Raw genomic sequence first — 20,619 nt, 5'->3', positions numbered from 1 at the left:
GCGGCGGACGTTGCCGGACGCAGTGTAGCGGGAGCATCGTCAGACTGGCTCGGCCATTTTGGCCTGGGTCGTGATCGGATGGATAAGGCCAGTGCCAGCGCGCGCCAGACGTCAGGCTTGTCAACCGACCCTCCGCTGGGCCACTGTCCACCTCTGCCCTCTCGCCAGTGGAGTCTTCATGCCCAGCCCACGTCATGCCGTGTTTCTCGACCATCACTCGCTCGACCTGGGGGATCTCGACCTGTCGCCCCTGCAACGCCTGTTCGATACGTTCACCTTGTACGACGCCACGTCTCCCGACCAGATTGCCGAGCACCTGCGGGGCGCCTCGGTGGTGATCACCAACAAGGTCGTGCTCGACGCCGCCATTCTTCAGGCCAACCCGCACATCGACCTGATCCTGGTGGCCGCCACCGGCACCAACAACGTCGACCTGCCCGCTGCGCGTGCCCAGGGCATCACGGTGTGCAACTGCCAGGGCTACGGCACACCTTCGGTCGCGCAACACACCCTGGCCCTGCTGCTGGCCCTGGCCACGCGCCTGTGCGACTACCGCCAGGCGGTCGCCGAGGGTCGCTGGGCGCAGGCCAGTCAGTTCTGCCTGCTGGATTTCCCCATCGTCGAGCTGGAAGGCAAGACACTGGGCCTGCTCGGCCACGGCGAGCTGGGCGGTGCGGTGGCACGGCTGGCCGAAGCGTTCGGCATGCGCGTGCTCAGCGGCCAGGTGCCAGGCCGTCCGGCGCGCGCGGACCGCCTGCCGCTGGACGAGCTGCTGCCACAGGTCGATGCGCTGACCTTGCATTGCCCTTTGAACGAGCGCACCCGGCACATGCTCGGCGCCCGTGAACTGGCGCTGCTCAAACCCGGTGCGTTGGTGGTGAACACAGCGCGCGGCGGGCTGATCGACGAGCAGGCCTTGGCCGATGCCCTGCGCAGCGGGCACCTGGGGGGTGCGGCGACCGACGTGCTGAGCACCGAACCGCCGGTGGCAGGCAACCCGTTGCTGGCGACGGATGTGCCGCGCCTGATCGTCACGCCGCACAGCGCCTGGGGCGCCGTTGAGGCCCGCCAGCGCATCGTCGGTCAGCTCGCCGAAAACGCCCAAGCGTTCCTTGCCGGACAACCCCGCCGCGTCGTCTAGCCCGACGGCTCTGCTAAACTGCGCCCTTTTTGCCAGGAGACACTCCCCCATGGACCCGCGCAGTGAAGTGTTGCTTCGTCAGGCCGAGCTTTTCCAGGGTCAGGTCCTGTTGGCCGGCCTGCCGCCGGACGATCTGCTCGGACGCCTGCCACAGGCCCGGGGCTGGACCTGGCACGCAGGCGACCTGGCCCGTCTCGAGCAGCGCTTCGCCGGCCGCGTCCATCACGGTGTCGCACCTGCCGAGCATGCCTTCGAAGCCGCCGTGCTGTTCCTGCCCAAGTCACGCGACCTGGCGGCCTACCTGCTCGAGGCCCTGGCGGGTCAGATGACCACCGGCACGCTCTACCTGGTCGGCGAGAAGCGCGGCGGCATCGAAGGCGCGGCCAAGCAGCTGCAACGCTTTGGCGCGCCGCGCAAGCTCGACAGCGCCCGGCATTGCCAGCTCTGGCAGGTGAGCGTGCAGGACGCGCCGCCTGCACGGCCTGTGGAAGCGCTGGCCGAGCACTTCGAGCTGGCCCTGGCAGACGGTCCGCTGCAGGTCGTCAGCTTGCCAGGCGTCTTCAGCCATGGCCGCCTGGACAAGGGCACGGCCCTGTTGCTGGATCACCTCGATGCGCTGCCCGAAGGCAAGGTACTCGATTTCGGCTGCGGCGCTGGCGTGCTGGGCGCGGTCGTGAAGCGGCGTTCTCCGGCCAGCGACGTCACCTTGCTGGACGTCGATGCATTCGCCGTGGCCAGCAGCCGTCTGACCCTGGCCGCCAATGGCCTGCAGGGCGAGGTGCTCAGTGGCGACGGCATCGAGGCTGCACCGCGTGAGCTGACCGTGATCCTCAGCAATCCGCCCTTCCACACCGGCGTCCATACCCATTACGAAGCGGCGGAGAACTTGCTGCGAAAATCCGGCGAATACTTGAGAAAAGGCGGCGAACTGCGCCTGGTTGCCAATAGCTTCCTGCGCTATCAACCGTTGATCGAACAGGCGTTGGGGTCGTGTCAGGTGCTGGGCGAAGGCCAGGGGTTCAGGATCTACAGCGCGCGACGTGGCTGAAAACAACACTTGCCCAACGGCGCCCGGCTAGGCAGAATCCGCCCCGTCCTAGGGGAGTAGTCTCCCGCGAGCGCCCTGCTCGCCCGGCATGCGTCAACATACTTGGCCCTCAGGCCATGGCGCATGCGACCCACGGTCCGCGCAGACGGATCCGGGGTTTGACAAGACCTATGACACGCACACCTTACCCGGGGCGGGGAGGTCGTACGTGTCATAGCCGTGTCGACCCGCCCCTGTAGGAATCCTGATGCTGGAATCGTTGCTCGTCCCCACCGCCATCGTGGCGCTCGCCGAAATCGGCGACAAGACACAGTTGCTCGCGCTCGTGCTCGCGGCCCGCTTTCGCAAGCCCTGGCCGATCATCGCCGGCATCGTCGCCGCGACCTTGGCCAACCATGCAGCGGCAGGCGCGGTAGGCGCATGGGTCGGGGACTTCTTCAGCGATACCGTGCTGCACTGGATCCTGGCAGCCAGCTTCGCCGCCACGGCCTTGTGGACGCTGGTGCCGGACACGCTCGACGACGACGAAGCCTCCACTGCGCGTCGCTTCGGCCCCTTCCTCACCACGCTGATCGCCTTTTTCCTCGCCGAAATCGGCGATAAGACCCAGGTGGCCACGGTCATGCTGGCCGCGCAGTATCCATCGCTGATCATGGTCATCATCGGGACCACCGTCGGCATGCTGATCGCCAACGTTCCAGTGGTGCTGGCCGGCAACTTCGCCGCCGACCGACTGCCGCTGGCGCTGATTCGCCGCCTGGCCGCCGCCGCCTTCTTCGTCCTGGCTGCGGTGGCGGTCTACGCGGCGATGCAAAGCAGCGGGTGGGTATAGCGGCACGCCGTATGCTAGAGGCGGCACGCCACACCCGGGCAACCCGAGCAGCTCATGCTCGAAGACGCCCAGGCGCCACGCTCAGCTTCTAGCGTGCCACTCGCCTACTTCTTCGCCGCCTGATAAAGCGGCATGACTTTCGGAATCGCGGCCTGAAGCGAAGCGATCCGGCTGCTCGAGGCCGGGTGGGTGCTCATGAACTCGGGCGGCGCGCCATTGGAGGCCTGGGTCATCTTGTTCCACAAGGTGATGGCGGCATTCGGGTTGTAGCCCGCGCGTGCCGACAGCTCCAGGCCGATGAGGTCGGCTTCGTTCTCGTTGGAGCGGCTGTTGGGCAGGGTCAGGGAGTACTCGACGACCTTGTCGGCCAGTGCCAGGCTGGTGTCGCCCAACCCGAAGATCGCGCCGGCGCCCTGGCGGGCCATCTGCACGCCATAGGCCTTGGACATGGCTTCGCGGCCGTGTTCGCGCAAGGCGTGGGCGATCTCGTGACCCATGACCGCGGCCAGCTCATCGTCGGTGAGCTTGAGCTGTTCGATCAGGCCGCTGTAGACGATGATCTTGCCGCCTGGGCCGCAGTTGGCGTTGAGTTCGTCGCTGTCGATCAGGTTGACCTCCCACTTCCACTGCGCCGCGTCGGGGCGGAACAGCGGCGCCTGGGCGATCAAGCGATCGGCGATCGCCTGGACCCGCTTGGCGTTGACGCCGCTCTTCTCCAGCACACCCTTGCTCGAGGCTTCGCTCAAGGTCTGCTGGTAGGACTGGGCGTACATCTGGTTGACCTCGTCGGTCGACAGCATGCTGAACATGTACTGTTTGCGCTCTACCCCCACGGCTCCGCCGCTGGTGGTGTTCACGGCCTGGCAGCCGGCGAGCAGGATGCTGGCGCCCAAGGCGCTGGCGACGAATGACTTGCGCATGAAAACACTCCCTTTTTACGTGCCGCGTATCCTAGGCGTAACGCCCGCTCCAAGCCAGCGCCACGCGGCGGTTTGCCTCGCCAGTGCGACCTGCATCACGAAGCCGGGGTCAGGCACTCGGGCGCGTCCAGCGCCGGGTCGTTGACGAAATTGGCGAGCAGGCGCTCGCGCAGGCTCGCCGGCGGCTGGGCGAGCAGTTCGTGCAGCCGTGGCATCGGCGTCTGGGGGTCGAGCCAGGCCGCTTGTGCGGCGGCATCGAGCAGCAGCGGCCGACGCTGATTCATGGCGGCCTGGGTGACCATCGCGCAGCTCAACCAGACCTGATCCTGTACCGGATAAGCCTCCCAGACCGCCGCGAAGGCCAACAGGCCGCCCTGCCCGTCGGTCAGCCAATAGGGCCGCTTGCGTGCGGTGCCGCGCCATTCGTAGAACCCATTGGCCGGCATCAGGCAACGGCGCTGGACGAAGGCGTCGCGGAACATCGGCTGATCGGCCAGGGTTTCGGCACGGGCATGGGCCGGCGTTCGCGTCAGGTCGGTGAGCCAGGCCGGCGTCAGGCCCCAGCGCGCCTGGGCCACGTGCAATTGGCCGTCGACCTGTCGCTGGATGAGCACCCGGGCCCCGGGCGCAATGTTCCAGCGCGGCGGCTGCCCGTCAGGAAAGCCGGGCAGTGCCGTAAAGGTCGGCGGCCAGCGAAACAGTGCATAACGTCCAGACATGGGGCGTAAAGGGCCTAACAGATCAAGATGGCAGAAAAACTCTCCGGCTCGTCACCGGCCAGTGGCTGAGCGCTAGTGTACGCGGCGATCAGCTCGCGCGCGCGTTCGGCGTCCTCATCGGCGACTGCCAGGGCCAGCAGCCCCTGCACCGGCAGCTCACCGAGCGCACCGGTCAGATGCCGTCCGGCCAGGTGCGCGACCACGCCCTCGCTGGCCAGCATGTCGGTCAGCAACTGGGCTTCCATGAGGTTTTCCGGGTCGTAGATCCGCCGCATCAGGCCTCATCCTCGCTGCGCGTCTGCAGGGTCCATTCGTCGTCCTGCACGTGCAGGGTGAAGACGATCGGCCGGCAGCAGACCTGGCAGTCTTCGATGTACGTCTGATCGCCGCCAGACAGGTCGACCGAGGTGTCCACCGTCTCGCCGCAGTAAGGGCAATCGTAGAACGCTTCTTCAAGCATCGCGGCCTCCGGGAAGACTTGTGCGTATAATTGCCGGTCTGCCTGTAGACCGCGCCATTTCGCATCCGTTTGCAGGCGGCGGTGATCACCTTTTACCTTAGTCGTTTCCAACAAGAGAGCATGATGGGCGAATTCGATGCCATCCGACCCTACGACGACGCCGAGGTCCCTGCCGTGCTGGCACGGTTGTTCAGCGACGCGGCCTTCCTCGACATCCTCACCCACTTCCGCTTCCCGCGTGCGGCGGGCGCTTTGGGCTGGTTGCTCAAACCCCTGATCGCCCGCCGTCTGCGTAAGGAATTCGCAGGCGTCGACAGCGTGGCCACCTTGCAGGACAAGGTCGAGCACTATGTCGACAAGACCATCGAGCGCGCGACCGACGGCGTGACCTATACCGGCGTCGAGCAGCTCAAGTCCGGCACAGCCTACCTGTTCCTGGCCAACCACCGCGATATCGTGATGGATCCGGCGTTCGTCAACTACGCCGTCTACCATGCCGGCCTGCCGACGCCGCGCATCGCGATCGGCGACAACCTGCTGCAGAAGCCCTTCGTCAGCGACATGATGCGCCTGAACAAGAGCTTCATCGTGCACCGTTCGCTCACGGGCCGGCGTGAAAAGCTGGCGGCCTACCAGTTGCTGTCGGCCTACATCAACCATTCGATCCGCCACGATTGCGTGTCGATCTGGATCGCCCAGGCCGAGGGGCGCGCCAAGGACGGGGACGACCGGACCGACTCGGCGATCCTCAAGATGTTCCACATGAGCCGCAAGGATGAACCCTTTGGCGAGGTGATCCAGAGCCTGCACCTCACCCCGGTCTCGATCAGCTACGAATACGACCCGTGCGACCTGGACAAGGCCCGCGAGCTGTACATCCGCGCGACCACCGGCACCTATGCCAAGGCGCCTGGCGAGGACGACTCGAGCATCGCCAAGGGCATCACCGGCTACAAAGGGCGGGTGCACATCCACTTCGCCACGCCGATCGCCGCGGCCTTCGAGGACACCAAGCAATTGGCGCAGGAAGTCGACCGCCAGGTCCTGGCCGGGTACCGGCTGTTCCCAGCGCACTACCTGGCCTACGGGATGTGGTCCGAAGCCGACCCGGCACTGGCCGTACCGACGGCCGAGAGCCTGTTCGCCAAGGAAGAACTGGCGACGGCCCAGGCCGAGTGGCAGCGCCGCCTGGACGCGTGTCCCCCCGAGCATCGGCCCTACCTCATCGAGCAGTACGCAACGCCGGTACGCAACCAGTACCAGGTCAAGGCCGCCCTCGGGCGCTGAGCAGATCGCGGGGGCAGCGTGCGGCTGCCTCCCGACACAGGCCGGTGACGTGGCCGACTCGCGGTTCGCTGCGGGGGTAAACGCCAGTGTCACACGCTCGTCATGCAAAGAGGCCACGCTGTCGGCCTTCTTCGCATGGGAGCCCATCATGTTGCACGCTGAAAACCAGGATCATCTGTACAGGGTCGCGCACAGCGACGAGCAGGCCGCGCTGATCGATGGCTTTTCCATCAACGTGCAGGATCGTCGCTGGCTGACGTACTGCGCGCTGGGGGGGCATGCCCATCATGATCTGCCGGATGTCGATGCGCAGACGGGCATCAGCGTGCTGGACTGGTCCTTCGAAGCGGCCTGACGGGATTGGCGAGCGTCTGCCCGCCGCCCTGCTGTCGCGCGGAGAACGGGGCAGTAACGAGCACGCTAGAGGCTTTATCGCTGATCGATTTCCAAGGTCGCTCACCCATGACCACGCCACAGCAGGACCTGCTGTCGCGGACCCTGTGGGAGCGGGCTTGCCCGCGATAGCGCCTGGTCCGCCCCCGCCTGCATCGCGGGCAAGCCCGCTCCTACAACAGGTCGCGTCGGGCTGTCGGACTCGCAAGGCAGTTCAACATATGCAACCTCTGCCAGACCGACTGCGACTGGCCCGCAAGGCCATGAGAAGCGTGTCGATCACCGCCATGAGACTAGGCGGCGATCGACACTAGGCGGGCTTGGTCGTTACTGCGCCAGCACCTGGCCGATGGTCGGATCCTTGAACAGGCGCGTCAGTGCGTCGCTCAGCACATCGCTGACCAGCTTGGTGTTGGTTTCCTGGTTCGGCGCCATGCCGAAGCGCTGGTCCAGCGACGCGCCGTAACGACCGTTGTAGCGACGGCCAGCGTTGTTCACGTCCGCCCGGAAGGTGGCGCCGATGGTGGCCTCGGTGACGTACATCTTGTCCTTGGGCGACTGGTACTTCAGCTCAGCCAGGGTGACGGTCAGCTGAGGCGCGTTGTAGGCGTTGGCGGTCGGGGTGAAGCCTAGCAGGCGCACGGCTGCCTCGGCCTGGGCCTGCAGCTTGGGCACGACCTCGTTGCCACTGACGCTGATGGTGCTGGTTTCCGGGTACAGGCCACCACGGGTGCCCAGGGACTGGCTCTGACGCCCGTCCACCACGCGCACGACCACCGGCTGGCCACGACCGACGGCGGCCAGCTGCGCCGTGAGGGTGGGCTGCGGGCTGAGCTGTTGTGGACTGTGGGCACACCCGACCAGGCTCACGCTGGCCACCGCGATCAAACCGAACAACAGACGTTGCAACATGGGCGTTTCTCCAGAAAAGGCCGCAAAGGCCGCAGTATACCCAGCCGCCCGATGAGCGGCCATCGGCCTGCAAGGGCTGTCATACAGGCTTCATGGTCCGACGGTTACCGTGTAGGCACACCCGCTCGCTCAAGGACCGACCCTCATGCTCGCTTTCTGGAACCTGCTGCTTCGCCGTCCGACCCTGCGCGCCTATGCGTACCTGGATACCGAAGGCTGCTGCCAGGCCTTCAAGCACTGCGCCGAGCGGCCGGCCGGTGCCGGTTGGGTGGAGGTCACGGAAACACGCCTGGGCTGGCTGGGCCTGCCGTTGCCGGCCAGCGCACGGGCGTGCGTGCAGGTGCAGGCGAACTGGCCGAGGCGCGGGCTGCCCGCCTGAGCTTGTGGAAAACGACAATTAAACCGCGAATAACGACCTTTCTGCCTGCGACATCGTTATAATCTCCCCCCGATTACAAGGACGTCTCCTGATCGGGCCCCGCAGTACGCCGCTTCCTACGAACGGCACCTCCTGACTTCGCCCACAGAGAGCCTTCCACGACAGGTCTTGCATCGGCCCTCGCGCGCGTTTTCACGCGTTCGGCCCCGCTCGACACTGCGGGTCGTCATCGCACGGCCCACTTTCAGAGGTTCACGCATCCAGAAGAGCGTGAAAGAACGGGTAATTCACAACTTCACAAGAGTGTGGCGAGCAGAATGAACAGTCTGGCAAGTGCAATAGCTGTCGAAGTCCGCAGTAACGCCTTTTTCGACCGATGCACCAGCGCGTCCGGTGGTGCCGCCTGAGGGCGGACCATGACGCATTCCGGACATCTTGACCATTGGTCGAATTGCCGCAGGGCGGCAGCCAGCGTTCAATGCGAAGACGCTGTGACTGATTGGCGAGTGTCCGTGGCAATGGCAGGCATTGCGAACAATCGGACATGGCGATCCCAGGCACCCCAGGGATCCTGTGCTGTCAATTAGGCTGTAGAGTGTGGAGACGCGGAATGTCGCAGAACGAATCGGTTGATGTGGTACTGGTAGGCGCGGGCATCATGAGTGCCACCCTGGCCGTGCTGCTCAAGGAACTCGATCCCTCGATCCGACTGGAGGTCGTCGAGGCGATGGACTCCGGCGCGGCGGAGAGCTCCAACCCCTGGAACAACGCGGGCACGGGTCACGCAGGCCTGTGCGAGCTGAACTACACGCCGCAGGCGGCCGATGGCAGCATCGACATCAAGAAGGCCGTGCACATCAATGCCCAGTTCGAGGTGTCCCGGCAGTTCTGGGCCTACCTGAGCCAGCAGGGCCACTTCGGCTCGCCCCGTGACTTCATCAACCCCGTCCCGCACCTGAGCTACGTCGAGGGTGACAAGGGCGTGGCGTTCCTGCGCAAGCGCTTCGAGCTGCTGAGCCAGCATCATGCCTTCGCCGACATGGAATACACCGAAGACAAGGCGAAGATGAACGCCTGGATGCCGCTGATGATGCCCGGCCGCCCGGCCGATCAGCACATCGCCGCCACCCGCGTGGCACGCGGTACCGACGTCAACTTCGGCGCCTTGACCAACAAGCTGCTCACCCTGCTGAGCGGCAAGCCCGATGCCCAGGTCAAGTACAGCAAGAAAGTGGTCGGCCTGCACCGCAACGGCAGCGGCTGGACCGTGGCCATCAAGGACGTCAACAGCGGCAGCAGCCGCCAGGTCGACGCCCGCTTCGTCTTCCTCGGCGCCGGCGGTGCCGCCCTGCCCTTGCTGCAGGCCTCGGGCATTCCCGAGAGCAAAGGCTTCGGCGGTTTCCCGGTCAGCGGCCAGTGGCTGCGCTGCGACAACCCCGAAATCGTCCGTCAGCACCAGGCCAAGGTCTACAGCCAGGCGGCCGTGGGCGCGCCGCCCATGTCGGTGCCCCACCTCGACACCCGCGTGGTCGATGGCAAGAAATCGCTGCTGTTCGGCCCCTACGCAGGCTTCACCACCAAGTTCCTCAAGCATGGCTCGCTCCTCGACCTGCCGCTGTCGGTACGCCTGGGCAACATCGGCCCGATGCTGGCCGTGGCGCGCGACAACATGGACCTGACCAAGTACCTGGTCAGCGAAGTGATGCAGTCCATGGAGCAACGCCTGGAAGCCCTGCGTCGCTTCTACCCCGAAGCCAAGGCCGAGGACTGGCGCCTGGAAGTGGCGGGCCAGCGTGTGCAGATCATCAAGAAGGACCCGAAGAAAGGCGGCGTACTGCAGTTCGGCACCGAGCTGGTCTCGGCCGCCGACGGCAGCCTGGCAGCCCTGCTGGGGGCCTCGCCGGGTGCCTCGGTCACCGTGTCGATCATGCTCGACCTGTTGCAGCGCTGCTTCCCGGAGCAGGCCAACGGCGCCTGGAAGGGCAAGCTCGACGAGATCTTCCCGGCGCGTGAGAAAGCCCTGGCCACGGATGCTGAGCTGTATCGCAAGGTCAGCGCCTACAACGACCAGGCCCTGCAACTGACCCCACAGGACCAGGTCGTCCAGCCGGCCTGACGACGTGCCTGCCCGGCATCCGTCCTGTCGCGCTGGCGAAGGGTCGGATGCCAGGGAGGGCGCGCCCTAGCCCATCAGCCGCGCGCGCGCTCGATGACCTGGATGTACTCGGGGGCATTGCGCTGGTCGGCGATGGCCTCGACAAAGGTCCTGCCCTTCTCGTCCTTGCCGTCCAGGTCCAGCCCGGCCTCGACGAAGAAGCCCACGAAACGTTCGAAGTCGTCGATTCGCAGCCCGCGATAGGCCTTGATCAGCTTGTGCAACGACGGCGAGGTCACGCCATCGGCCGGCTCGAACACCAGGAACGACTTCACGTAGTCATCGCTGATCTCGTCGCCAATCACCTGTTTCTTGTCTTTACGCATTGCGGGCTCCACTTGGACCGTCGGGGTATCACGAAGCCCGGCAGTTTACCCGTGGCCGGCGGCCCTGCTCAACGCGCGTTTACGGTGCCTGTGTGCACGTCGGCCCAGACGTGGCCATTGGCGTAGCTGAGGAACTGCACGTAGAGCGTGTCGTGGCGCAGCAGGTCCATGATCACCCGGTAGGCGCTGATCGGGTAATTGAGGCTGAGGGTCCGCGTCTTGTCGTCGTAGACAGGCTTCTTCAGGCTCTTGCCGCCTTCGCCATCGAAGCTCAGCAGTACCTGGGTGACGGTCGCACCCTTGCTCAGGGGCTTGCCTTTGAGGCGCAGCGTCACCGACGAGGTGATGGGAATCGGCTGCTGGTCGGACTGACGCTGCGTGCCGACGACCACCGAGTAGTCGGTGACCTGCAGCAGTTGCTGGTGCTCGGGTGCCTCCTGGCGCACGTTCGACTCGTCCGGGGGAAGAAACTGGCTGTGCAGGGGGGCGGCGGACACGGGCAGTGCCATGGCCATCAACAGAGGAAGAACGACGCGCATGAAGGACTCCTTGGCAGAGAGCCGCACTCTAGCATGCGCGTACGCGGCCGATGGCCTTGGAACCGTTTGCCTGGATATGCTCTGCCACCACGTCGTTGCAGCGGCAGGGACACAGGGCCGAGCAGGCGCCTTGAAGCGAGGCCCGTTCAGAGCCCCTTGACGGCGAAGATGCCATTGGCATTGCGCCAGTAGCCCTTGTAGTCCATGCCATAGCCGAAGATGTAGCGGTCCACGCAGGGCAGGCCGGCGTAGTTGGCCTTCAGGTCCGGGCTGGCCTTGCGGTCGTGGTCCTTGTCGATCAGCACCGCGGTCTGCACGTCGCGTGCGCCGGCATGTCGGCAGAAATCGATGATCGCGCTGAGGGTATGCCCTTCGTCGAGAATGTCGTCGACGATCAGCACGTCGCGGTCGATGAGCGAGATTTCAGGCTTGGCCTTCCAGAACAGCTCGCCGCCGCTGGTCTGGTTACGGTAGCGCGAGGCGTGCAGGTAGGAGACTTCCAGCGGAAACTGCAGATGCGTCAGCAGTTTGCCGGCAAAGATGAGACCACCGTTCATCACGCAGAAGACCACGGGATTCTTGTCGGCCATGACCTGGCTGACCTGCCGGCCGACCTGGGCTATCGCCGCCTCGACCTGGGCTTCGGTGTACAGGCAGTCAGCTTCGCGCATGACGTGATTGATGTGCTCGAGGTCGACGGACATGACGGACTCCAGGGGGCGCGGATGAGAAAAGCGGGCAAAGGTACGCACCCGTCGACGCCAGATCAAGCGTTTATGGACTAACGTGCAGAATGACTGCGACATGCCGTGCTGAATAGATTAATCTAGCGCGGTTTTTTTGCCCGCCTTCCGGAGCTTACCTTTTATGCCCATTCGTGAGATCCGCCATCCGCTGATCCGCCACAAGCTCGGCCTCATGCGCCGTGCCGACATCAGCACCAAGAACTTCCGCGAACTCGCCCAGGAAGTCGGCGCGCTGCTGACCTATGAAGCCACCCAGGACCTGCTGCTCGAAACCTACGAGATCGACGGCTGGCACAGCAAGGTGTCGGTCGAGAAGATCGCCGGCAAGAAGATCACCGTCGTGCCGATCCTGCGTGCCGGCATCGGCATGCTCGACGGCGTGCTCAGCCTGATTCCGGGCGCCAAGGTCAGCGCCGTGGGCGTGGCCCGCAACGAGGAAACCCTCGAGGCGCACACCTACCTGGAAAAGCTGGCCCCGGAGATCGACCAGCGCCTGGCCCTGATCATCGACCCGATGCTGGCCACCGGCGCCTCGATGGTCGCCACCATCGACCTGCTGAAGAAAGCCGGTTGCCGTGACATCCGCGCCATGGTCCTGGTGGCCGCGCCGGAAGGCATCGCCGCCGTCGAAACCGCGCACCCGGACGTGCGTCTCTACACCGCCTCCATCGATCAGTGCCTGAACGAGGACGGCTACATCATCCCTGGACTGGGCGATGCGGGCGACAAGATCTTCGGCACCAAGCAGAAGGACGCCTGACATGCAGGAGGGTTTCAACGACCCGCTCTGGCGTCAGGTCGTCTCCGGCGCGCAGATGCTCTTCGTGGCTTTCGGCGCACTGGTGCTGATGCCCCTGATCACGGGCCTGGACCCTAACGTGGCCCTGTTCACCGCAGGCCTGGGCACGCTGCTGTTCCAGGTGGTGACCGGTCGTCAGGTGCCCGTCTTCCTGGCGTCGAGCTTCGCCTTCATCACCCCCATCATCCTCGCCAAGGGCCAGTTCGGCCTGGCCGAGACCATGGGCGGCGTGATGGCGGCCGGGTTCGTCTACACCTTCATGGGCCTGGCGGTGAAGATCAAGGGCACCGGTTTCATCGACCGGCTGCTGCCGCCCGTGGTGATCGGCCCGGTGATCATTTCCATCGGCCTGGCCATGGCCCCCATCGCCGCGAACATGGCCATGGGCAAGTCGGGCGACGGCAGTGTCCTGCTGCCCTACCAGACCGCCATGCTGATCTCCATGCCCGCGCTGCTCACCACGCTGATCGTGGCCGTGTTCGGCAAGGGCATTTTCCGCCTGGTACCGATCATCGCCGGCGTGCTGGTCGGGTTCGCCCTGTCGTTCGCCTTCGGCGTGGTCGATACGGCCAAGATCGCCGCAGCGCCCTGGCTGGAACTGCCGAACTTCACCGCACCGGCCTTCAACTGGCAGGCCATCCTGTTCATCGTGCCTGTCGCCCTGGCGCCTGCGATCGAGCACATTGGCGGCGTGATCGCCGTGGGCAGCGTGACCGGACGCGACTACCTGAAGACGCCCGGCCTGCACCGTACCCTGCTCGGTGACGGCATCGCCACCACGGCAGCCGGCCTGTTCGGTGGCCCGCCCAACACCACCTACGCCGAAGTCACCGGCGCGGTGATGCTGACCAAGAACTACAACCCGAAGATCATGACCTGGGCGGCCGTGTTCGCCCTCGTCCTGGCCTTCATCGGCAAGTTCGGTGCGCTGCTGCAGAGCATTCCCGTGCCGGTCATGGGCGGCATTCTCTGCCTGCTGTTCGGTTCGATCGCAGCGGTCGGCCTCAACACCATGATCCGCCACAAGGTCGACCTCGCCGAGGCGCGCAACCTGGTCATCGTGTCGGTGACGCTGGTCTTCGGCATCGGCGGGGTCTTGATCGGCAGCGGCGATGGTCCGGACGACTGGGGCCTGAAAGGCATCGCATTGTGCGCGGTGGTGGCCATTGCCCTGAACCTGCTGTTGCCAGGCAATGACAGCTGGAAGCACAAGGCCGCCGACGACTGATCGGCGCCTCGTACACGGACGACATCCCCAACGCCCTGGCCCTTGCGACCAGGGCGTTTTCGTTTCACACCGCCTGGCACATCCCGGCCAGCGTCCTGGCCCACGCCGGATCATCGTTCAGGCACGGCACCAGCACCAGCTCCTCGCCGCCAGCCTCGAGGAACTGCTCGCGCCCGCGATCACCGATCTCTTCCAGCGTCTCGATGCAGTCGGCGACGAACGCCGGGCACATCACCAGCAGGCGCTTGACCCCGGCCTTGGCCAGCGCATCCAGGCAGGGCTCGGTGTAGGGCTCGATCCACTTGTCCTTGCCCAGGCGCGACTGGAACGATACCGACCATTTGCCATCGGGTATGCCGGCTTGGCGCGCGAAGGCCTTGGCGGTCGCCAGGCACTGACCGCGGTAGCACACCGCTCGCGTCTGCGCGTCGGCATCCCGGCAGCAGTCGGCGGCGCGCAGGTCATGCTTGACGCCCTTGGCGAACAGCTTCTTGAGGTGCCGCTCCGGCAGGCCGTGGAAGCTGAGCAGCAGGTGATCGTAAGGCTGCTCCAGATGAGGCCGTGCACTGGCCGCCAGCGCCTCGATGTACACCGGTGAATCGTAGAACGGCTGCAGCACGCGCAGGCTCAAGGGCAACTGCTTGGCCTCGACGGTCTGGCGCGCCAGCTCCACCACCGTGGTCACGGTGCTGTCGGCGAACTGCGGGTACAGCGGAGCCAGCGTCACCTGACGCACGCCCTGCGCGGCCAAGCGTTGGAGTACGTCCGGCAGGGCCGGCTGGCCGTACCGCATGGCGAACTCGACCGGCCCGTGCGGCCAGTGCTCGACCATCGCCGCCCGCAGGCGACGAGTCAGCACGACCAGGGGCGAGCCCTCCTCCCACCAGATCGACGCATAGGCATGGGCCGACTGCTCGGGACGCTTGATCAGGATCAGCGACACCAGCAGCCGTCGCAGGGGCCAGGGCAGGTCGACCACGTAAGGGTCCATCAGGAACTGGTCGAGGTAGCGCCGCACGTCTGCCACCGACGTGGAGTCCGGCGAACCCAGATTGACCAACAACAACGCATGATCGGTCATGCCGCATCCTATGTCAGAGGCGCTCGGACAGTGCGTCCAGCGCCGATTTCAAGTCAGTGAAGCGAAACACGAAGCCCGCTTCGCGCAGGCGCTGCGGCAGTGCGCGTTGCCCACCCAGCAGCAGGTTCGACATCTCGCCCAGGCCAGCCTTGAGCAGAAACGCCGGCACCGGCAGGCAGGCCGGTCGATGCAGCGCGCGCGCCAGGGCCTGGGTGAACTCACGATTGCGCACCGGCGCCGGGGCGCACGCATTATAGGGACCGCTGCATTCGCCGTGCTGCACAAGAAAATCAATCAAGGCGATCTGATCGTCGATGTGCACCCACGGCATCCATTGCCGGCCATTGCCGATCCGCCCACCCAGGCCCAGCTTGAAGGGCACGCGCAGACGCGCCAGCATACCGCCGTCCGAGGCCAGCACCAGCCCGGTGCGCACCCGCGCCACACGAATGCCCAGCGCCTCGGCGCGCTGCGCGGTCTCTTCCCAGGCGATGCACAGCTGGCTGGCGAAATCCGACTTGACCGGCGGCGACCCCTCGGTCAGCTCCCGTTCGCCGCCGTCGCCATACCACCCTACTGCCGAGCCGGAAACCAGGACCGCCGGCAGGCTACCGCCCGTCTGGCGGCGATGCTCGAACCAGGCCAGCAGTTGCTCGGTGACACCGATGCGACTGGCCCAGAGCAGTTGCCGTCGCGCCGCGCTCCAGGGGCGATCGGCGATGGGCGCGCCGGCCAGATTGATCACCGCATCGACGGGGTCGTCGGACGCGATGTCGTCGAGCCGGGCAACGCCGCGCACGGCCTGACCGCACGCCCGCGACACCTGATCGGGCGTACGGCTCCAGACCGTCAGGCGATGGCCCTGCGCCAACCAGTGGCGGCAGAGATGGCGGCCGATCAGACCGGTGCCACCAGTCAGCACGATATGCATGGTTTGCATCCTCTTGGGTTCAGCCATGGTCTATCGTCAAGACCAAGGCACTTTTCGGGGCATACGCTCTCGGATAAACATAGGACACCCTGTTGCATCGAGCGGACCAAACCTTATACAACTCCGCAGGATTGTACAGGTATGCCTTGGCGGCACCGACCGCCCTCACGCACGGTTCGAAGAGGCCAACATGACCTTACCCATCGCCATCATCGGCGCCGGCATCGCCGGCTTGTCCGCTGCCCAGGCCCTGAAAAAGGCCGGGCATTCCGTCCACCTGTTCGACAAGGGTCACGGCAGCGGTGGCCGCATGGCCAGCAAGCGCAGCGACGTCGGCGCGCTCGACCTGGGCGCTCAGTACTTCACCGCTCGTGACCGTCGCTTCGTCGACGAAGTTCAGCAGTGGGCCAATGCCGGCTGGGCCAAGCCCTGGTCGCCCCAGTTGTTCCAGTGCCGCAGTGGTCAGTTGAGTCCCTCTCCGGACGAACAGCTGCGCTGGGTCGGCGTGCCGCGCATGAGCGCCATCACTCGTGGACTGCTCGACGGACATACCGTCAACTTTGGCTGCCGAATCACCGAAGTGTTCCGTGGCCAGGCGTATTGGCACCTGCAGGATGCCGAGGGCAACAATCATGGCCCTTACAGCCGTGTGGTGATCGCGGTGCCCGCGCCGCAAGCCACGCCTCTGTTGGCCGCGACACCGAAGCTGGCCGCCGTGGCCGCCAATGTGCAGATGGAGCCGGTCTGGGCGATTGCCCTGGCCTTCGAACAGTCGCTGGACACGCCCATGCAAGGCTGCTTCGTGCAGGACAGCGCCCTGGATTGGGTGGCACGCAACCGCAGCAAGCCCGGCCGTGACGAACCGCTCGATACCTGGGTTCTGCATGCGGGCTCGCCCTGGAGCAAGCAGCACATCGACCTGTCGAAGGACGCCGTGATCGAACAGTTGCGAGGTGAATTCGCCGAGCTGCTCCACTGCGCGGTGCCTGCACCGGCCTTCAGCGTCGCCCATCGCTGGCTGTATGCACGACCGGCCGGCCACCATGAATGGGGTGCACTGGCCGACGCCGACCAAGGGCTGTACGCCTGCGGCGACTGGTGCCTGTCAGGTCGTGTGGAAGGTGCCTGGCTCAGTGGGCTGGAGGCAGCGCGTCGGTTGCTGGAGCACCTGGACTGAACCGCGCGCCTGTACAGGTTGCACGAAGCCGGTTTTTGCAATGGAATTGCCCTGTACACGCGCTGTCCTCTGTACAGGTATTTTCCGGAGATGACGATGAACACGTCCGTGCCTTCCAGCAAGCCCCGCATTGGGGTCAGTGCCTGCCTCGCGGGCGATGAAGTCCGCTACAACGGTGGGCACAAGTCGTCCTCGCTGTGCCACAAGCTGTTCGACGAGCATTTCGATTGGGTCACCCTGTGCCCCGAGATGGCCATCGGCTTGGGCGTGCCGCGCGAGCCCATCCGCCTGATCGGCGATCCCGAGGCGCCGAACGTGGTCACTACCCGTGATCCTGACGAGGACTACGGCCCTGCGCTGCGCGACTACGGCACGCGGATGGCCAAGGAACTGGGCGACATCTGTGGCTACATTTTCATGCAGAAATCGCCTTCCTGTGGCCTGGAGCGCGTCAAGGTCTACCAGGAAAACGGCCATCCTTCCCTCAAGGGCGGTCGAGGCGCCTATGCGGCCGCGTTCTGTGCCGAGAAGCCCGACCTGCCGGTGGAAGAGGAAGGCCGCCTGCATGACGCCGTGCTGCGCGAGAACTTCGTCAGCCGCGTCTACGCCTATGCCGACTGGCAAGCGCAGCTGGCGCAAGGCCTGGACCGCGGTGCGCTGATCGCCTTCCACTCGCGCTACAAGTACCTGCTGATGGCGCACAACCCTCAGGCCTATCGCGAACTGGGCCGTCTGCTGGGCACCATGACCCGCGACGATGACCCGCAGGTGATCGGCGCGCATTACTTCAGTCAGCTCATGGCAGCGCTGCGCCGCTGTGCCAACCGAGGCACCCACAGCAATGTGCTGCAGCACCTGGTCGGCTACCTGCGTCCCGTCATCTGCAGTGATGACAAGGTCGAGTTGCAGCGGCTGATCACCCAGTACCAGCAAGGCATCGTCCCGCTGGTCGTGCCCATGACCCTGCTCAAGCATCACCTGCACAATCACCCTGACCCTTATCTGCTGCAACAGACGTACCTCAACCCTCATCCAGAAAAGCTCGGACTGCGTAATGTCATCTGAAACGCTGCTGCCCATTCGCGACGTTGCTCGCCTGACAGGCGTCAATCCCGTCACGTTGCGGGCCTGGGAACGGCGCTACGGGCTGATCGTTCCACAGCGCACCGCCAAGGGGCACCGCCTCTACTCCCAGGAACAGCTCGGCCGCGTGCGCGTCATCCTCGGCTGGCTCGACCGAGGTGCTTCGGTCGGTCAGGTACGCGCCCTGCTCGAGCAGCAGTCGACGGCCCTGCCTGAGCTTCAGGGTGAGTGGCAGGTACGTGCCAAGCAATTGATCGAAGCCATCGGCCGCCTGTCACAGCGCGCCCTCGACCAGCAGCTCAACCAGGCCATGGCGCTCTACCCCGCCATCACCTTGTGCGAGCATTTGCTGCTGCCGGTACTCGAGCACCTGGCGCACCGCTGGCAGCCACCGTTCGAAGCCGAACTGGAGACGGTCTTCTTCCACGGCTGGCTGCGCAGCAAGTTGGGCGCACGGGTATACCACGACGTCCAGTCCCTGGAAGGCCCCGCCGTGTTGCTGGCCACGGACAACCGTGAGCCGTTCGATGCCCACTTCTGGCTGACGGCCTGGCTGCTCAGCAGCAGTGGGCAGGCGGTGGAAACCCTCGAGCAACCCGTGACCGGCCGACAGTTGCAACAGGCCGTGCTGCGCCTGGCGCCCTGTGCGGTCGTGCTGCACCTGGGACGCTCTCTGGATCTGGCAACCCTGCGCCGGACGCTCGAGGGCATCCACGTGCCCGTGCTCCTCGGAGGGCCCTCAGTCACCACGCATCAGGCGGACTTGCAGGACCTCGTTCAGGCCGGTCGCCTTCTGTTCGACACGCCTCACGCCGCGCTGCGTCGTTTCCAGGCCATCAAGCACGCCAGCACCTATCTCTCCCCTCCTGACGAAGACCCTGCATGCACCTGACCTGGTTGCGCAACGACCTGCGCCTTGACGATAACACTGCCCTGCATGCCGCCTGCGAGCGCGGCCCGAGTATCGCGCTCTGGCTGGTCACGCCTGGCCAGTGGCAGGCCCACGACGAAGCCGCGTGCAAGGTCGATTTCTGGCTACGCAACCTGCACGCGCTGCGCGAGCGGCTGGATGCGGTCAACATCCCCTTGCTGATCCGGCGTATCGATACATGGGATGAGGCCACGGAGGCCGTGCTGAGCGTATGCCGCCAGCACAAGGTCGAGACCGTCCACTGGAACGATGAGTACGGCATCAACGAAGAGGCGCGCGATGCTGCGGTACGGGCCGCGCTGGAAGAAGCCGGTCTCGGGGCGCGCAACCACCTCGACCAATTGCTGTTCAAGCCCGGCTCGGTCCTGACCCGTAGCGGGCATTACTTCCAGGTCTTCGGCCAGTTCCGCAGGACCTGCATGGAGCGCCTGCTGAACAGCATGCCGCCCCTCGTGCCGAAGATCCGCAAGCAGGCGCCCCTGTCCATTCGCAGCAGTCAGTTGCCCACGCATGTCGAAGGGTTCGAGACCCCACCCGAATCGTTACGCGCACACTGGCCGGCCGGCGAGGCCGAAGCGCAGCGCCGACTGGAGCGCTTCCTGGACGAGACGGCCGAAGACTACGATCGCCTGCGTGATCTGCCCGCGAAACCGGGTACCAGCCAGCTCTCGGCCTACCTGGCCGCGGGCGTGATTTCCGTTCGCCAGTGTCTGCATGCAGCCCTCCACCGCAACCGGGGTGACCTCGACAGTGGCAACAAAGGTGTGCAGACCTGGATCACCGAACTGATCTGGCGCGAGTTCTACAAGCACATCATGACCGGTTACCCGCGTGTCTCCCGCCATCGTGCATTCCGTCCGCACACCGAAGCCCTGCCCTGGCGCCATGCACCTGAAGAGCTGAAGGCGTGGCAGGAAGGCCGTACGGGCTTTCCGTTGATCGACGCTGCGATGCGCCAGCTGCTCGCCACCGGCTGGATGCACAATCGGCTGCGCATGATCACGGCCATGTTCCTGACCAAGAACCTGTTGATCGACTGGCGTGAAGGCGAACGCCATTTCATGCGTCACCTGATCGACGGCGATTTTGCGTCCAACAACGGCGGCTGGCAGTGGAGCGCCTCCACGGGTACGGACTCGGTGCCGTACTTCCGCATCTTCAATCCGGTCACGCAATCACGCCGATTCGACCCAGAAGGACGCTTTATCGGCCAATGGATACCGGAAATTGATCACCTGTTCAAAAATATCCATCTGCCGCCGCCCGATTCTGACATATTCAAAAACAATGTTTACCCGCGACCGATCGTGGATCTGAGCAGGAGCCGAGAACGTGCCTTGGAGGCCTTCAAAGGGTTGCCTCGTAGTAAAGGGTAAGGAGTCGGTGTGGGGGAGTCGCTGGTTGTATGGATAACGGGCGCGTCCAGTGGCCTTGGACACGCGTTGGTGCGCTATTTGTTGTGCAATGGCCATCGTGTAGCGGCGAGCGTTCGGCCCGATACGCCGGCGACGGCATTCCCGGATCATCAGGAT

At 65.2% G+C, this 20,619-nt stretch carries 23 protein-coding genes; 13 read left to right on the top strand and 10 right to left on the bottom strand.

The window, feature by feature from the left end:
* The first annotated feature begins 178 nt into the window (after positions 1-178).
* The 3 genes from APT63_03675 (at position 179) to APT63_03665 (ending at position 3,021) form a co-directional block, all read left to right on the top strand.
* The gene (locus tag APT63_03675; GenBank protein AMA44783.1) at positions 179-1,141 is read left to right on the top strand and encodes a glycerate dehydrogenase; all 963 of its coding nucleotides are present in this window, start codon (positions 179-181) and stop codon (positions 1,139-1,141) included.
* Positions 1,142-1,190: 49 nt separating this feature from the next.
* Positions 1,191-2,189, top strand: coding sequence for a 16S rRNA methyltransferase (locus APT63_03670; GenBank protein ID AMA44782.1), 999 nt, complete (start codon positions 1,191-1,193; stop codon positions 2,187-2,189).
* A gap of 247 nt (positions 2,190-2,436) precedes the next feature.
* A complete protein-coding gene (locus APT63_03665; protein ID AMA44781.1) occupies positions 2,437-3,021 on the top strand; it encodes a hypothetical protein in 585 nt (194 codons plus the stop codon).
* Positions 3,022-3,125: 104 nt separating this feature from the next.
* Here the strand turns inward: APT63_03665 and APT63_03660 are convergent, their stop codons facing one another.
* The 4 genes from APT63_03660 to APT63_03645 all read right to left on the bottom strand — a co-directional run bounded on the left by APT63_03660 (position 3,126) and on the right by APT63_03645 (position 5,120).
* A complete protein-coding gene (locus APT63_03660) occupies positions 3,126-3,941 on the bottom strand; it encodes a peptidase M48 (protein AMA44780.1) in 816 nt (271 codons plus the stop codon).
* Positions 3,942-4,036: 95 nt separating this feature from the next.
* Positions 4,037-4,660 (bottom strand): hypothetical protein, encoded by a 624-nt coding sequence (locus APT63_03655; protein ID AMA44779.1) that lies wholly within the window; start codon positions 4,658-4,660, stop codon positions 4,037-4,039.
* 14 nt (positions 4,661-4,674) lie between these two features.
* On the bottom strand, positions 4,675-4,935 hold the full coding sequence (locus tag APT63_03650; protein ID AMA44778.1) for a hypothetical protein: 261 nt from the start codon (positions 4,933-4,935) through the stop codon (positions 4,675-4,677).
* Positions 4,935-5,120: a hypothetical protein gene (locus APT63_03645; GenBank protein ID AMA44777.1), complete on the bottom strand. Its 186-nt coding sequence runs from the start codon at positions 5,118-5,120 to the stop codon at positions 4,935-4,937. Before APT63_03645 ends, APT63_03650 begins: the two co-directional genes overlap by 1 nt.
* A gap of 123 nt (positions 5,121-5,243) precedes the next feature.
* Between APT63_03645 and APT63_03640 the strand changes: the two genes are divergently transcribed.
* Both APT63_03640 and APT63_03635 read left to right on the top strand, forming a co-directional pair.
* On the top strand, positions 5,244-6,407 hold the full coding sequence (locus APT63_03640) for a glycerol acyltransferase (GenBank protein ID AMA44776.1): 1,164 nt from the start codon (positions 5,244-5,246) through the stop codon (positions 6,405-6,407).
* Between the two features lie 148 nt (positions 6,408-6,555).
* Positions 6,556-6,762 (top strand): hypothetical protein, encoded by a 207-nt coding sequence (locus APT63_03635; GenBank protein ID AMA44775.1) that lies wholly within the window; start codon positions 6,556-6,558, stop codon positions 6,760-6,762.
* Positions 6,763-7,127: 365 nt separating this feature from the next.
* On the opposite strand, the gene APT63_03630 is transcribed toward APT63_03635, so the two are convergent.
* Entirely contained in the window at positions 7,128-7,712 is a 585-nt protein-coding gene (locus tag APT63_03630; protein AMA44774.1) for a hypothetical protein, read from the bottom strand.
* 145 nt (positions 7,713-7,857) lie between these two features.
* On the opposite strand from APT63_03630, the gene APT63_03625 reads away from it, so the two are divergent.
* Entirely contained in the window at positions 7,858-8,091 is a 234-nt protein-coding gene (locus APT63_03625; protein ID AMA44773.1) for a hypothetical protein, read from the top strand.
* Positions 8,092-8,701: 610 nt separating this feature from the next.
* Positions 8,702-10,207 (top strand): malate:quinone oxidoreductase, encoded by a 1,506-nt coding sequence (locus tag APT63_03620; GenBank protein ID AMA44772.1) that lies wholly within the window; start codon positions 8,702-8,704, stop codon positions 10,205-10,207.
* A gap of 74 nt (positions 10,208-10,281) precedes the next feature.
* On the opposite strand, the gene APT63_03615 is transcribed toward APT63_03620, so the two are convergent.
* The 3 genes from APT63_03615 to APT63_03605 all read right to left on the bottom strand — a co-directional run bounded on the left by APT63_03615 (position 10,282) and on the right by APT63_03605 (position 11,815).
* Entirely contained in the window at positions 10,282-10,572 is a 291-nt protein-coding gene (locus APT63_03615; protein AMA44771.1) for an aminopeptidase, read from the bottom strand.
* Between the two features lie 68 nt (positions 10,573-10,640).
* Positions 10,641-11,111 (bottom strand): hypothetical protein, encoded by a 471-nt coding sequence (locus tag APT63_03610; protein ID AMA44770.1) that lies wholly within the window; start codon positions 11,109-11,111, stop codon positions 10,641-10,643.
* Between the two features lie 146 nt (positions 11,112-11,257).
* Entirely contained in the window at positions 11,258-11,815 is a 558-nt protein-coding gene (locus tag APT63_03605) for a hypoxanthine-guanine phosphoribosyltransferase (GenBank protein AMA44769.1), read from the bottom strand.
* A gap of 163 nt (positions 11,816-11,978) precedes the next feature.
* Between APT63_03605 and upp the strand changes: the two genes are divergently transcribed.
* Together upp and APT63_03595 are read left to right on the top strand one after the other, a co-directional pair.
* Positions 11,979-12,617 carry a uracil phosphoribosyltransferase gene (gene upp / locus APT63_03600; protein AMA44768.1) on the top strand — a complete coding sequence of 213 codons (639 nt, stop codon included), beginning with the start codon at positions 11,979-11,981 and terminating at the stop codon, positions 12,615-12,617.
* A gap of 1 nt (position 12,618) precedes the next feature.
* Positions 12,619-13,884 carry a uracil/xanthine transporter gene (locus APT63_03595; protein ID AMA44767.1) on the top strand — a complete coding sequence of 422 codons (1,266 nt, stop codon included), beginning with the start codon at positions 12,619-12,621 and terminating at the stop codon, positions 13,882-13,884.
* Between the two features lie 64 nt (positions 13,885-13,948).
* On the opposite strand, the gene APT63_03590 is transcribed toward APT63_03595, so the two are convergent.
* Positions 13,949-14,965 (bottom strand): ferrochelatase, encoded by a 1,017-nt coding sequence (locus tag APT63_03590; protein AMA44766.1) that lies wholly within the window; start codon positions 14,963-14,965, stop codon positions 13,949-13,951.
* 13 nt (positions 14,966-14,978) lie between these two features.
* Positions 14,979-15,896, bottom strand: a complete 918-nt coding sequence (locus APT63_03585; GenBank protein AMA44765.1) for an epimerase — start codon at positions 15,894-15,896, stop codon at positions 14,979-14,981.
* A gap of 190 nt (positions 15,897-16,086) precedes the next feature.
* Here APT63_03585 and APT63_03580 point away from each other — a divergent pair, with 190 nt between their 5' ends.
* The 4 genes from APT63_03580 (at position 16,087) to APT63_03565 (ending at position 20,463) form a co-directional block, all read left to right on the top strand.
* Positions 16,087-17,073 carry an FAD-dependent oxidoreductase gene (locus APT63_03580; protein AMA44764.1) on the top strand — a complete coding sequence of 329 codons (987 nt, stop codon included), beginning with the start codon at positions 16,087-16,089 and terminating at the stop codon, positions 17,071-17,073.
* Between the two features lie 96 nt (positions 17,074-17,169).
* On the top strand, positions 17,170-18,138 hold the full coding sequence (locus tag APT63_03575) for a hypothetical protein (GenBank protein ID AMA44763.1): 969 nt from the start codon (positions 17,170-17,172) through the stop codon (positions 18,136-18,138).
* Positions 18,128-19,048: a helix-turn-helix-type transcriptional regulator gene (locus APT63_03570; GenBank protein AMA44762.1), complete on the top strand. Its 921-nt coding sequence runs from the start codon at positions 18,128-18,130 to the stop codon at positions 19,046-19,048. Before APT63_03575 ends, APT63_03570 begins: the two co-directional genes overlap by 11 nt.
* Positions 19,039-20,463 carry a deoxyribodipyrimidine photolyase gene (locus tag APT63_03565; protein AMA44761.1) on the top strand — a complete coding sequence of 475 codons (1,425 nt, stop codon included), beginning with the start codon at positions 19,039-19,041 and terminating at the stop codon, positions 20,461-20,463. The genes APT63_03570 and APT63_03565 overlap by 10 nt, the downstream gene beginning before the upstream one ends.
* Positions 20,464-20,619: the final 156 nt, after the last annotated feature.

It is taken from the genome of Pseudomonas monteilii (assembly GCA_001534745.1).
GTDB classification, from domain to species: Bacteria; Pseudomonadota; Gammaproteobacteria; order Pseudomonadales; family Pseudomonadaceae; genus Aquipseudomonas; species Aquipseudomonas alabamensis.
The sequence above is the reverse complement of the archived record's forward strand: the minus strand, read 5'-3'. Positions and strand labels throughout refer to the sequence as shown.